Below are 15575 nucleotides of genomic sequence, written 5' to 3' on the forward strand. Positions count from 1 at the left end.
GTGTACGCACTTTTTAACAAATTATATTTCAATTAAAAAAAAATTATTTAAAACGATAGAAAATGGCAGATTTAAAAGATTTCGCAGAACAATTAGTTAACTTAACTGTAAAAGAAGTTAATGAATTAGCAGATATACTAAAAGAAGAGTATGGTATTGAGCCTGCTGCTGCTGCAGTAGCTGTTGCTGCTGGTGGTGCTGGTGGTGGTGAAGCTGCAGAAGAAAAATCAGAATTTGATGTAATTCTTAAAGCTCCAGGAGGTGCTAAGTTAGCAGTTGTAAAATTAGTAAAAGAATTAACTGGTCTAGGTCTTAAAGACGCTAAAGGATTAGTTGATGGTGCTCCAAGTGCAATCAAAGAAGGAGTAGCAAAAGATGAAGCAGAAGCTCTTAAAGCTCAATTAGAAGAGGCTGGAGCAGAGGTTGAGCTTAAGTAAGCTTACCAAATATTGACATAGAGGTTTAGACCTGGAGAATTTTCTCTAAGGTCTAAACCATTTTGCGTATATAAATATGATGTATTAAAATACGCTGTTTTTTAAATTTTAATTTAATTCCGTCCATTGATGTTAGCAACGCAAACTGAAAGATTGAATTTTTCTTCCGTAAAGAATAGACCTGATTATCCTGATTTCTTGGATATACAGATCAAATCCTTTCAAGACTTTTTTCAATTAGAAACAAAGTCAGAAGAAAGAGGAAATGAAGGTCTTTATAATACCTTCATGGAAAATTTCCCGATTACGGACACACGTAATCAATTTGTACTTGAATTTTTAGACTACTTTGTAGACCCACCAAGATATGATTTGCAAGAATGTATAGAGAGAGGTCTTACATATAGTGTTCCGCTTAAGGCGCGTCTAAAACTTTTCTGTACCGATCCTGAACACGAAGATTTTGAGACGATTGTACAGGACGTATATTTAGGAACAATTCCTTATATGACTCCTAGTGGTACATTCTGTATTAATGGAGCAGAACGTGTTGTTGTATCTCAATTACACCGTTCACCAGGTGTTTTCTTTGGACAATCATTCCATGCAAATGGAACTAAGCTATATTCTGCAAGAGTAATTCCTTTTAAAGGATCTTGGATAGAATTTGCAACAGATATCAATAGCGTTATGTACGCATATATTGATAGAAAGAAAAAATTACCAGTAACTACTCTTTTCCGTGCTATCGGGTTTGAAAGAGATAAGGATATTTTAGAAATTTTTGATCTTGCAGAAGAAGTAAAAGTTTCTAAATCTGGATTGAAAAAAGTACTAGGGCGTAAGTTAGCGGCACGTGTATTAAATACATGGCATGAGGATTTCGTAGATGAGGATACAGGAGAGGTTGTTTCTATAGAGCGTAACGAAATTGTATTAGATCGTGATACTGTTCTTGATAAAGATCACTTAGATGAGATCGTGGATTCTGGAGCTAAAACTATTTTGCTTCATAAAGAAGATAATCAGAAAGGTGATTATGCGATAATCCATAATACATTACAAAAGGATCCTACGAATTCTGAAAAGGAAGCCGTAGAACATATATACCGTCAATTACGTAATGCAGAACCGCCTGATGAGGAGACTGCAAGGGGTATTATTGACAAGTTATTCTTCTCTGATCAACGTTACAACCTTGGTGAAGTAGGTCGTTATAGAATGAATAAAAAATTAGGTCTTAATATTGAAATGGATAAGCAAGTGCTTACTAAAGAAGATATTATTACTATTATAAAATACTTAATTGAGTTAATCAATTCAAAAGCTGAGATTGATGATATTGATCACCTTTCTAACCGTCGTGTAAGAACTGTAGGAGAACAATTATCACAACAGTTTGGAGTTGGTCTAGCACGTATGGCACGTACAATTCGTGAGCGTATGAATGTTAGAGATAATGAAGTATTTACACCTATTGATTTGATTAATGCAAAGACATTGTCTTCTGTAATTAATTCTTTCTTCGGTACGAATCAGTTATCTCAGTTTATGGATCAAACGAATCCATTAGCAGAGATTACGCACAAGCGTCGACTTTCTGCTTTAGGACCAGGTGGTTTATCAAGAGAGCGTGCTGGTTTCGAGGTTCGAGATGTACATTATACACACTATGGTCGTTTATGTCCAATTGAAACTCCAGAAGGACCGAATATTGGATTAATATCTTCACTAGCAGTTTTTGCCAAAGTGAATTCAATGGGGTTCTTAGAAACTCCTTACCGTAAAGTTGAAGATGGAAAAGTAGATTTAAGTGAGTTTAGATACTTAAGTGCGGAGGAAGAGGAAGAAAAATTAATAATGCAAGCGAACTTGCCGTTAGAAGAAGATGGTAAGATTCAAAGTGATAAGGTAATTGCTCGTATGGAAGGTGACTTCCCGGTGATAGAACCATCATCTGTAAATTATGCTGATGTTGCTCCTAATCAAATTGCCTCTATTTCTGCATCTTTAATTCCTTTCTTAGAACATGATGATGCGAACCGTGCATTGATGGGATCGAATATGATGCGTCAGGCAGTACCATTATTAAGAGTTGATGCACCAATTGTTGGTACAGGACTAGAGCGTCAAGTAGCTTCAGATTCTCGTGTATTAATTAACTCAGAAGGAGCAGGAGTTGTTGAGTATGTAGATGCACAAAAGATAACTATTAAGTATGATAGAACGGAAGAACAAAGAATGGTAAGTTTTGATAGTGATTCTAAAACTTATAACCTTATTAAATTCCGTAAAACGAATCAAGGTACTTCTATTAATCTTAAACCGATCGTAAGAGTTGGTGATAGAGTAAATAAAGGACAGGTTCTATGTCAAGGTTATGCAACTGAAAATGGAGAACTTGCTTTAGGAAGAAATATGAAGGTTGCCTTCATGCCTTGGAAAGGATATAACTTTGAGGATGCAATCGTAATTTCTGAGAAGGTTGTTAGAGATGATATCTTTACTTCTATTCATATCGATGAGTACTCTTTAGAAGTAAGAGATACTAAGTTAGGGAATGAAGAATTAACTAACGATATTCCTAATGTTTCTGAAGAAGCGACTAAGGATCTTGATGAAAACGGAATGATCCGTGTTGGTGCTGAGATTAAGCCAGGAGATATTCTTATCGGTAAGATTACGCCAAAAGGAGAAAGTGATCCTACACCAGAAGAGAAATTATTAAGAGCTATCTTTGGTGATAAAGCTGGAGATGTTAAGGATGCTTCTTTAAAAGCTTCACCATCTTTACACGGTGTTGTTATAGATAAGAAATTATTTGCTCGTGCGATAAAAGATAAGCGTAAGCGTTCTCAGGATAAAGAAGATATTTCAATCTTAGAGCGATCGTATGACGCTAAATTTGCATTATTAAAGGCAGAGTTAGTAGATAAATTATTCGTAATCGTTGGAGGTAAAACTTCGCAAGGAGTTATTAACGATTTAGGAGAAGAAGTACTTCCAAAAGGTAAGAAGTTTACTCAAAAAATGCTTAATAGTGTTGATGATTATGCTCATCTTACTAAAGGGACTTGGACTACTGATGATAGTCTTAATAAGATGGTTGCGGATCTTATCCATAACTTTAAGATTAAAGAAAATGATTTACAAGGTAACTTGCGTAGAGAGAAATTTACGATCTCTGTGGGAGATGAATTACCTTCTGGAATTATAAAACTTGCTAAAGTTTACATTGCTAAAAAACGTAAACTAAAAGTAGGTGATAAGATGGCAGGTCGTCACGGTAACAAAGGTATTGTTGCCCGTATCGTAAGAGAAGAAGATATGCCATTCTTAGAAGATGGAACACCAGTAGATATTGTATTGAATCCACTAGGGGTACCTTCTCGTATGAATATTGGTCAGATCTATGAAACTGTACTAGGTTGGGCTGGTCAGAAATTAGGTAGAAAATATGCTACTCCAATTTTTGATGGAGCTTCTTTAGATCAGATTAATGAATTTACAGATGAAGCTGGTATTCCAAGATTTGGTCATACATATTTATATGATGGTGGTACAGGAGATCGTTTTGATCAACCGGCAACTGTAGGTGTGATTTACATGCTTAAGTTAGGTCATATGGTTGATGACAAAATGCACGCACGTTCTATTGGTCCTTATTCATTGATTACTCAGCAACCACTTGGTGGTAAAGCTCAGTTTGGAGGTCAGCGTTTTGGAGAGATGGAAGTTTGGGCATTAGAGGCATATGGTGCTTCTGCTACCCTTCGTGAGATATTGACTGTTAAATCTGATGATGTTATAGGAAGAGCTAAAACATACGAAAGTATTGTTAAAGGTGAGCCTATGCCAGAACCTGGATTACCAGAATCATTCAACGTACTTATGCACGAATTGAAAGGTCTTGGTCTAGATATCAGATTAGAAGAATAATATAGATTAGGAAATCGTACCCCGAGAGTAATCAAAGGGTACGTTTACACTATTTGTTATTCAAAATTAAATTACAATAATTCTTAAGTAACCATATATTATGGCAAGAAATAATGATAAGAATGCAGTAAAGAGATTTAATAAGATCTCGATAGGTTTGGCATCTCCTGAGTCTGTTTTAGCAGCATCGCAAGGAGAGGTTCTTAAGCCTGAAACTATTAATTATCGTACTCACAAACCAGAACGTGATGGTTTGTTCTGTGAGCGTATTTTTGGACCTGTTAAGGACTTTGAGTGTGCTTGTGGTAAATATAAAAGAATTCGTTATAAAGGGATCGTATGTGATCGATGTGGTGTAGAAGTAACGGAAAAGAAAGTTCGTAGAGATCGTGTTGGTCACATTAATTTAGTTGTACCAGTTGCACATATTTGGTATTTCCGTTCGCTACCTAACAAAATAGGATATTTATTAGGTCTTCCTTCTAAGAAGCTGGATATGATTATTTACTACGAACGTTATGTAGTAATACAACCAGGTATCGCAAAGAATGAAGAAGGTGAGCCAGTTCAGAAAATGGACTTTCTTACAGAAGAAGAGTATCTTAATATTTTAGATAGTCTTCCTCAAGAGAACTTATATCTAGATGATACAGATCCTAATAAGTTCATCGCTAAGATGGGTGCAGAGTGTCTTATCGAAATTCTAAAAAGAATTGATCTTGATGAGTTATCTTACGAGTTAAGACATAAGGCAAATAATGAAACTTCTAAGCAGCGTAAAACGGAGGCTTTAAAGCGCCTTCAGGTTGTAGAATCTTTACGTGATGCAAATAAGAATAGAGAAAATCGTCCAGAATGGATGATTCTTAAAGTGGTTCCGGTAATCCCGCCAGAATTACGTCCGTTAGTACCATTAGATGGTGGTCGTTTTGCTACATCAGATTTAAATGACTTATATCGTCGTGTAATAATTCGTAACAATCGTTTGAAGCGTTTGATGGAAATCAAAGCTCCAGAAGTAATTTTACGTAATGAAAAGCGTATGCTACAAGAATCTGTAGATTCTTTGTTTGATAATACTCGTAAAGCTTCTGCAGTTAAAACTGATTCTAACAGACCTTTAAAATCGCTTTCGGATTCTTTAAAAGGTAAGCAAGGACGTTTCCGTCAGAACTTACTAGGTAAACGTGTGGATTATTCTGCTCGTTCTGTAATTGTTGTAGGACCAGAATTGAAATTATTCGAATGTGGTCTTCCTAAGAATATGGCAGCAGAATTATACAAACCATTTGTAATCAGAAAATTGATAGAACGTGGTATTGTAAAGACAGTAAAATCTGCTAAAAAAATTATCGATAGAAAAGAGCCTGTAGTTTGGGATATCTTGGAGAATGTTCTTAAAGGACATCCAGTATTACTAAACCGTGCTCCTACGCTTCACCGTTTAGGTATTCAGGCATTCCAGCCAAAACTTATTGAAGGTAAAGCAATACAGTTACACCCATTAGTGTGTACAGCATTTAATGCCGATTTTGATGGAGATCAAATGGCGGTGCATTTACCATTAGGACCAGAAGCAATATTGGAAGCACAATTATTAATGTTAGCTTCTCATAACATTCTGAATCCTGCTAATGGTTCGCCGGTTACTGTACCTTCTCAGGATATGGTACTGGGTCTGTATTATATGACTAAATCACGTAGATCAACACCTGAGTTAGAAATTAAAGGTGAGGATTTAACGTTCTATTCTCCAGAAGAAGTAGTTATTGCTTATAACGAAAAACGTCTTGATATTAACGCTAATATTAAGGTTAGAACAAAAGATATCGAAGATGGAGAAGTGGTAACTAAAATTATAGAAACTACTACAGGTAGAGTTTTATTTAATGAAAAAGTTCCTGAAAAAGCTGGTTATATTAATGAAGTATTAACCAAAAAATCTCTTAGAGATATTATTGGAGGTATTTTAAAAGTAACTAGTGTACCAGAAACTGCTGCTTTCTTAGATGAAATTAAAACGTTAGGATATAACTTCGCATTTAGAGGAGGATTATCCTTTAGTTTAGGTGATATTATTATTCCTGCAGAGAAGCATAAAATGATCGCTGATGCTAACGGTCAGGTAGACAATATAGTTGCTAATTATAACATGGGTCTTATAACTAATAATGAGCGTTATAACCAGGTAATTGATATATGGACATCGACCAATGCGGAATTGACAGAATTGTCAATGAAACGTATTAGAGAGGATCAGCAAGGGTTTAACTCAGTATATATGATGCTTGATTCTGGAGCCAGGGGATCTAAAGAACAGATTCGTCAGCTTACAGGTATGCGTGGATTAATGGCAAAACCAAAGAAATCGAATTCAGCTGGTGGAGAGATTATTGAGAATCCAATTCTTTCTAACTTTAAAGAAGGTCTTTCGATTCTTGAGTACTTTATCTCAACACACGGTGCTCGTAAAGGTCTTGCGGATACTGCACTTAAAACTGCGGATGCTGGATACCTTACACGTCGTTTAGTTGATGTTGCACAAGATGTTATTGTTAATATCGAAGATTGTGGAACATTACGTGGGGTAGAGGTTACTCCTTTGAAGAAAAATGAAGAAATTATTGAAGGTCTTGCTGCTAGAATTACCGGTAGGACTTCATTAGTAGATGTTATAAACCCTCTAACTCAGGAAGTGCTTGTAGAAGCAGGAGTTGAGATTGATGATGTAACTGCTAAAAACATTGAGAATTCTCCAGTAGAATCTGTAGAAGTTCGTTCAGCATTAACTTGTGAGGCTAAAAAAGGTATTTGTGTAAAATGTTATGGTCGTAACCTAGCAACTGGTAAAACAGTTCAGCGTGGTGAGGCAGTTGGTGTTGTGGCAGCTCAATCGATTGGAGAGCCTGGAACTCAGCTTACATTGCGTACATTCCACGTAGGAGGTATTGCAAGTAACATTTCTGAAGAAAATCAATTGAAGTCTAAATTTGCTGGTAAGGCAGAGATAGATGAATTGAAAACTGTTAAAGGTCAAGATTCTGACGGAAATGAAATTGATGTGGTAATCTCTCGTACTTCTGAAGTTAAGGTTGTAGATCCTAAAACTAAGATCGTACTTAGTACAAACTTAATCCCTTACGGTTCGCAGTTATTTATTAACAGTGGAGATACCGTTAAGAAAGATCAAAGTATCTGTCAATGGGATCCATATAACGGTGTGATCATTTCAGAATTTGCAGGAAAAGTAAGTTATGAAAATGTTGAACAAGGTATTACTTATCAAGTAGAAATAGATGAACAAACTGGATTCCAGGAAAAAGTAATCTCAGAATCTCGTGATAAGAAAAAAATACCAACGCTATTAATTATGGGTAAAGATGACGAAGTTCTTCGTTCTTACAACCTTCCGGTTGGAGCCCACTTAATGGTTGATGACAATGATAAGATTAATGTTGGTAAGATTTTAGTAAAAATTCCTCGTAAGTCAGCAAAAGCTGGTGATATTACAGGAGGTCTTCCACGTGTAACGGAATTATTTGAAGCACGTAATCCATCTAATCCTGCTGTAGTTAGTGAAATTGATGGTGTAGTTTCTTTTGGAAAAATTAAGCGTGGTAATCGTGAGATTATCGTAGAATCTAGGATAGGTGAGATCAAGAAGTATCTTGTGAAGTTGTCTAATCAGATTCTTGTTCAGGAGAATGACTTTGTTCGTGCTGGTATGCCATTATCTGATGGTTCTGTAACTCCAGAAGATATTCTTAAGATCAAAGGACCTTCAGCTGTGCAACAGTACTTAGTTAATGAAGTACAGGAAGTATATCGATTACAAGGTGTGAAGATTAATGATAAGCATTTTGAGGTTGTAGTACGTCAGATGATGCGTAAAGTAAGAATTCAAGATCCAGGTGATACTATTTTCTTAGAGAATCAATTAGTTCATAAATCAGATTTCATCCAAGAAAACGATGCTATCTTCGGAATGAAGGTGGTAGAAGAAGCTGGAGATAGTGAAAACCTAAAAGCAGGTCAAATTATTTCTCCAAGAGATCTTAGAGATGAGAATTCTATATTAAGAAGAGAAGATAAAAACTTAGTAGAAGCAAGAGATGTTACTCCTGCGACGGCGACTCCAATCCTTCAGGGTATTACAAGAGCGTCACTTCAAACTAAGTCATTTATTTCTGCAGCTTCATTCCAGGAAACTACTAAAGTATTAAACGAAGCTGCCGTAAGTGGTAAAGTTGATGATTTAGAAGGGTTAAAAGAGAATGTAATCGTTGGACATAGAATTCCTGCAGGAACGGGTATGAGAGACTACGAAAGTATCATAGTTGGTTCTAAAGAAGAATTCGAAGATCGAATGGAACAAAGACAAGAAGTAAATTATAATTAATCAGTTAAGCCTGCCAATTGGCAGGCTTTCTGTTTTTAGAAAGCTATTGGCTTTTGTAAAATAATATAAAATGGCAGAGGAAAAGAAACAAAAACAAAATCAGTTAAATATAGAGTTGGATGATGCAATAGCTGATGGAGTATATAGTAACTTGGCAATTATTAATCACTCGGTATCCGAGTTTGTGGTAGACTTCGTTAATATTATGCCGGGACGGCCTAAAAGCAAAGTAAAGAGTAGGATTATCTTAACTCCTCAACATGCTAAAAGATTATTAAAAGCTTTAGGTGATAATGTGTCAAGGTTTGAAGCTGCTCATGGCGAAATAAAGGATTATGATCAACCACCAATTCCTTTAAATTTTGGGCCTACAGGACAGGCATAATAACATATTGTTATAAAATTATATACAACCCATTGTTTTTTTTAACAGTGGGTTTTTTCATGAATATTTTAGAGTTTGATATGGAAGTATATTTTTAGTATCTTAAACCTTCTTTTATTTAACGTATTAAAATATGTCCGAAAGAATTAAAACATATTCAGAATTTTATAGATTTTATCTTACCGAACATCAAAATAGGACAAGTAGGACTTTGCATTTTGTAGGGACCTTTTTGGTTTTTATTATTATAGGCATTGCTATATATAATGGATGGGGTTGGAAGTGGTTTTTGGTTCCTTTAGTTGGTTATGGATTTGCATGGGTAGGTCATGCTTTTTTTGAAAAGAATAAACCTGCTACTTTTAAATATCCTTTTTGGAGTTTGATTTCAGATTTTAAATTATTTTTTGAAATTCTTTTGGGAAAACGAGCGTTTGATAGCTCGAAAGATTAAAATAGTTTTTGATTATAAATATTTTTTTTTCATAAATTTTATTGATAAACAAATTAAAAACGGATCAAATAAAAAGCATTTCATCCGTTTTTAATTTAAAAGCATAAGTTATGTAGTTTATCTTTTTAATTGCTCTAAAAAGCTATTTAAAATAAGTTTAGAATTCAGATGTAAAATGAAAAATGATAGAAGGATATTTTTGTTGCGTCATTTGTAAACTAAAAGAAGAGTCTGCTAAAAATACTAATTGCCCTTGTTTGTCTTTAGCAAGAAATTTACTTTTTACTCTTTTGAAATCTTTGAATTCATCATTACTTTCATCTTCAACTTCTACCCAGCAAGCTTTATGTACATTTAGATTTTCATAAGTACATTTTGCACCATATTCATGTTCTAATCTATATTGTATTACTTCATACTGTAGGGCGCCAACCGTACCAATCACTTTTCTTCCATTTAGTTCTAATGTAAATAATTGAGCTACACCTTCATCCATTAATTGATCAATTCCTTTTGCTAATTGTTTGGATTTTAACGGATCTGCATTATTAATATATCTAAAATGTTCTGGAGAAAAACTAGGAATACCTTTATAGTTTAACTTTTCACCTGTTGTTAATGTATCACCAATTTTAAAATTACCAGTATCATGTAATCCCACGATATCTCCTGGGTATGAGATGTCGACAATTTCTTTTTTCTCTGCAAAAAATGCATTTGGACTCGAGAATTTAAGTTTTTTGTTATGTCGTGTATGTAAATAGGGTACGTTACGTTCAAAAGTTCCTGATACTATTTTAATAAAAGCTAATCTATCTCTGTGTTTAGGATCCATGTTTGCATGGATCTTAAATACAAACCCCGTGAAATCTTTTTCATCAGGTTGTACAACTCTTATATCACTTTCTTTGGCTCTTGGAGTAGGTGCTATGGATATAAAACAATCTAATAATTCTCGAACACCAAAATTATTTAATGCAGAACCAAAAAAAACAGGTTGTAAATCTCCTTTTTGATATAATTCTTTATCAAATGATGGATAAATACCATCTACTAATTCAATTTCTTCTCGTAAGGTATCTGCGGCTGTATCTCCGATTAAAGTAGTAAGTTCAGGAGACGATAAATCGGATACTTCAATGGTCTCTTCAATGTTTTTTCTACTATCTCCACTAAAAAGATTGATGTTCTTTTCCCAAATATTATAGATACCTTTAAAATCATATCCCATTCCTATAGGAAAACTTAAAGGAGTTACCTTTAATCCAAGTTTTTGTTCTACTTCATCCAAAAGCTCGAAAGCATCTTTTCCTTCTCGATCCAGTTTGTTGATAAAAACAATCATTGGGATATTTCGCATTCTACACACCGAAACCAGTTTTTCGGTCTGTTCCTCTACACCTTTAGCAACATCAATAACAACTATTACACTATCAACAGCAGTTAAAGTTCTAAAAGTATCTTCTGCAAAATCTTTATGCCCTGGTGTGTCTAAAATATTTATTTTAACACCCTGGTATTCAAATGCTAATACAGAAGTAGCTACGGAAATCCCTCTTTGACGTTCGATTTCCATAAAGTCACTGGTAGCACCTTTTTTGATCTTATTAGATTTAACAGCTCCTGCTTCTTGAATTGCACCACCAAAGAGAAGTAATTTTTCTGTTAATGTTGTCTTACCTGCATCAGGATGAGAAATGATACCAAAGGTTCTTCGTCGCTTTATTTCTTCTGAGAATTTCATTGTAGTTCTATTGCTAAAGTTTGCAAATATACTATATAAATGTACAATGATGATAAGAGACTTAAAAACTACGTTATTTTGAAATGTTATAGTTTTTGACTGTTTTTCGCCGTTCGAAAAGTGTATTTCATCGAAAAAACGAAAAAAATTTGGGGAATTAAGTGTTAATTGTTCTAATGTGTGCCATATTTGTATAAATTATAGATTACGGTTTTACCGTAACTTTGTCACGTATTTTTAAAATATAAATATTGTTTAAGATATTTATGAATGGTAAATAAAGGTTATACCCAAGCTTTTATATACTGTTGTAAACCATCGTCATATGAAAAAAATTACCCAAGTCTTGTTGGGTCAAAGTGCGTTTATGTCTCTTTTGACCTTTATCTTTTTAGTTACCTACAACGCTTCTGGTCAGGAAGGAAAAGATGGTAATCTTACGGTAACTGCTGCAAATACGGTTCTTAATACTTACAGTCCTATAACTTCGGACATAACAGCTGGTGATACATCTATTGATGTGAATAGTGTTGCAACTGATCTAGGAGGTCTTTCTAGCGGTGATTTAGTCTTAATTTATCAAGCTCAAGGGGCATCTATCAATACAACAAATACCGTTAATTATGGCGATATTACGGATTATGGAAGTTCTGGTGTGTATGAGTTTGCATATGTTTCTTCTGTAGCAACAAATACTATAACTTTAACATGTGAAATTGCAAACTCATATTTTGTAGCAGGAAGAACTCAGATGGTAAAAGTTCCTCAATATGATACACTTACAATACAAGCAGGTGCCTCTGTAACATCTTTGGCTTGGGAAGATTTTGCGGGTAGTAGAAGAGGTGGTGTAGTTGTTATTACTGCGAACATAATTGACATAGAAGGAGATATAGATACATCTGGTCTTGGGTTTAGAGGCGGTGAGGTAGAAAACAGTACTACAGGAGCTAATGCGACTGTTTATAGCGATTATGTTTCAACTTTAGCCAGTTTGAGTGCAGAAAAAGGTGAAAGTATAGTAGGTTATCAAGCGGATTATGATGTTTTAGGTGGTAGATATGGCCGTGGTGCTCCCGCCAATGGTGGTGGAGGTGGAAACGCTCATAACTCCGGTGGAGGAGGGGGATCTAATGGGAATAATGGTAATACTTGGTTTAATGGATCAGGTGTAATGTGTTCCGGATGTACTGGAGCCACAGCTTGGACTTTAGATCCTGATTATATTGCTAATGGAAATGCTCTTACGAATTCTTCTGGTGGAGGAAGAGGAGGTTATTCTTTTGGAAGTAGTAATCAAAACGCTTTGACTCTTGCTCCAGGTAGTGCTGCTTGGGGAGGAGATTTAAGAGATCCAGTTGGTGGATTAGGTGGTAGACCTCTTATTGCAAACGAACAAAATAGAATCTTTCTCGGAGGAGGAGGAGGAGCCGGTGATAGAAATAATAGCGCAAGTCAAGATGCTGCTAATGGAGGTGGTATAATTTTGCTTGGTGCAAATTCTATTACAGGTTCTGGTAACATAATTGCTAATGGAGCTGATGCTTTACCAACAGTTCCAAATCATAATGATGCACCTGGAGGAGGAGGAGGAGGAGGAAGTATTGTATTAAGAGCTTCTTCTATAGCCAATACCTTGATTCTTACTGCTAATGGAGGAGATGGAGGAGACCAATTGATTACTAATAATGAAAGTGAAGGCCCTGGTGGTGGTGGTGGTGCTGGTTTTGTGGCAATTTCTGCAGGCTCACCTACTATTAATATAAATGGAGGTTCTAACGGTATTACTAATAGTGGTGCCGTAACCGAATTTCCAACAAATGGAGCTACAAGTGGGGCAAGTGGTGAATCAGTTACAGGTATAAGTAATGGAGCGATAACTTGTTCTAATCCGGGAACAATAAGTGGAGTAGTATATAACGATGCAAATGGTGATGGTGTACAAAGTGGCGAATCAGGAATTGGTAGTGTTACCATTACTATTACAGATGTAAATGGAAATACTCAGACGATACAAACAAATCCTGATGGAACATATAGTGCTACTTTACCTCCTGGTAATGCTACTATTGATATTTTGGATTCTGATACGGATTTACCAGTTAATGCTATCCAAACACAAGGAGATGATCCAACAAGTATAGTTGTAGTTGCAGGTTCAAATACAGCTTCTGTCCCTGACGGATTCGTTATAGATACAGATGGAGATGGTACAGGTGATCCATTAGATAATTGTCCTACGATTCCTAATGCAGGTCAAGCTGACCAAGATTCTGATAATGTTGGTAATCTTTGTGATAGTGATGATGATAATGACGGGATATTAGACACTGATGAAGGGTTGAATTGTGCATCTTCATCAATTAGTGTTGGAACGGCTCCTTCAGGAAATCAGAATGGAGTAGGTGCTATAAATGATATCTTCGACTTTGATGGAGTAGATGTTGATATTACTACAACGATAAATCAAGTAGATGGAGGAGCTTTAAACATATTACAGGTTGATGATCCAACTACTATTAGAATTCAAGGTGAAGAAATAGATGACGGATTATCTGAAAGCTTAGTGTATACTTTTACATTCAGTGAGCCGGTAACTGGTGTTAAGTTTAGGTGGTCTGGAATAGATAGCGGCGATAAAGTAACTGTAAATGCTACTGGTCCGGGAAGTCAAATTATTAATTTGGGATCCTTGATGAATCCAACAACTTTTCCTAGTGGGAGTTATACAATTACTTCATCTGGAAGTTCTCATGTTATTGTAAATAACGATAGTACATCTCCTTCCATAACTTCTTATACTAATGGTTCGGGCGATACGACACTTAATTATTCGGATATTGTTATAGAGGGATTAGTATCATCTTTTCAAATTACTACAGGGAAAGCAAGGCAAGATGGTGATGTAGCGAATAATGGATTAATAACTTTTTTACTTTCTAATGTTACCTATTGTACTTATGAAGATACGGATGGAGATGATATTCCGAATCATCTAGATTTAGATTCTGATGATGATAATTGTAGTGATGCTAATGAGGCTTACAACGATGCGAATGCAGATGGAGGTGATGGTGGACAGTTTGGTTCGATAGATCCTGCAACTGTAAATTCTACAGGATTAGTAACTGAAACAGGTGTAGATTATACGTTAGGAACAAATGCTAATGTTACTGCTGGTGGAGCAAATATATGTACAGCTCCTGCATCAGTAACATTACACCAAAGTCCAGCTTGTACGGATACCGTGTATAATTTAATATGGGATGGGTTCGTACCTAATGGAGTAGATCAATTCGATTGGACTCCTGATGGAGCTTTAACAAATACGTTTTCTGATGTAGATGGATCAGGAATAAATATAACGCATACTTTTTCTGGAGAAACGGGGACTTTAGGTACTTGGCCTACAACAGGTTCTACTGTAAGTCCTAGTGTAGATTCTAATGCAACAGCAAACCTAGGTGATGAAGTGTTAGAATATTTTACAAATGGCTTTGGAGCAACAGGGATTACACAAACAATAACATTTAGTACGGATATATATTCTGTAGGATTTGATCTTTATCATATCAATGCTAATGGTTCTGGAAATGGAGATTTGTTTACGGTTACTGCTACAGATGGTGCAGGGAATACAATTTTTCCAACATTCACTGATTCAGGAACACCTTCTTATACTTCTAATAGTGGTACTGGAGTTATTGATGCTAATGCGAATTCAGTAAATAATCAAGATGACCAAATAGGTGTCAATTTTGAGGACCTAGATGGAATAGCGAGTATAACTATTGTGTGGCAAAATTGTACTACTTGTAATCCTGCAGTTCAGCACGGTTCTGCAATAGGAGGGTTTGATTTTTGTACGGAGATACCAGATACACCAAACATTGCATTATTAAAGGCGGGATTATATGTTGATGCGAATGGCGATGGCGTTGTTAATGTCGGAGATCGAATTGACTATAGTTTTACAGTAACCAACAATGGTAATGTTGACTTGACAGGAATTACGATTAGTGATCCATTATTAGTTGCACCGAATGGTAGTTTAACAGGCGGTCCAATTGATTTAGTTGTTGGCGCTAGTGACACCAGTACATTCACAGGGAGTTATAACATTCAGCAGAGTGATATTAACAATGGAGAAGTAGTAAATAGTGCTACCGCTACAGGAAGTAGTCCAGGTAACACGGATGATGTAACAGATGTATCCG

Annotated in this window: 7 protein-coding genes; 6 read left to right on the forward strand and 1 reads right to left on the reverse strand. The window is 35.6% G+C overall.

Features of this window, described 5'->3' with window-relative positions; translation table 11 throughout:
- The first annotated feature begins 62 nt into the window (after window positions 1–62).
- The 5 genes from rplL (at window position 63) to H526_RS0115230 (ending at window position 9614) form a co-directional block, all read left to right on the forward strand.
- Entirely contained in the window at window positions 63–437 is a 375-nt protein-coding gene (gene rplL, locus H526_RS0115210) for a 50S ribosomal protein L7/L12 (protein WP_027393800.1), read from the forward strand.
- Between the two features lie 129 nt (window positions 438–566).
- Window positions 567–4376, forward strand: coding sequence for a DNA-directed RNA polymerase subunit beta (rpoB, locus tag H526_RS0115215; protein ID WP_027393801.1), 3810 nt, complete (start codon window positions 567–569; stop codon window positions 4374–4376).
- A gap of 100 nt (window positions 4377–4476) precedes the next feature.
- Window positions 4477–8775, forward strand: coding sequence for a DNA-directed RNA polymerase subunit beta' (rpoC, locus tag H526_RS0115220; protein WP_027393802.1), 4299 nt, complete (start codon window positions 4477–4479; stop codon window positions 8773–8775).
- Window positions 8776–8845: 70 nt separating this feature from the next.
- Window positions 8846–9160 (forward strand): DUF3467 domain-containing protein, encoded by a 315-nt coding sequence (locus tag H526_RS0115225; protein WP_027393803.1) that lies wholly within the window; start codon window positions 8846–8848, stop codon window positions 9158–9160.
- A gap of 133 nt (window positions 9161–9293) precedes the next feature.
- Window positions 9294–9614: an Mpo1-like protein gene (locus H526_RS0115230; protein WP_027393804.1), complete on the forward strand. Its 321-nt coding sequence runs from the start codon at window positions 9294–9296 to the stop codon at window positions 9612–9614.
- 157 nt (window positions 9615–9771) lie between these two features.
- Here the strand turns inward: H526_RS0115230 and H526_RS0115235 are convergent, their stop codons facing one another.
- Complete coding sequence (locus H526_RS0115235; RefSeq protein WP_027393805.1) at window positions 9772–11358, reverse strand: peptide chain release factor 3; 1587 nt, start codon at window positions 11356–11358, stop codon at window positions 9772–9774.
- Window positions 11359–11683: 325 nt separating this feature from the next.
- Here H526_RS0115235 and H526_RS0115240 point away from each other — a divergent pair.
- The coding region (locus H526_RS0115240; RefSeq protein WP_035085702.1) for a beta strand repeat-containing protein at window positions 11684–15575 on the forward strand (3892 nt) is incomplete at its 3' end.

Origin of the sequence: Aquimarina latercula DSM 2041, from assembly GCF_000430645.1 — a bacterium.
Classification (GTDB): domain Bacteria; phylum Bacteroidota; class Bacteroidia; order Flavobacteriales; family Flavobacteriaceae; genus Aquimarina; species Aquimarina latercula.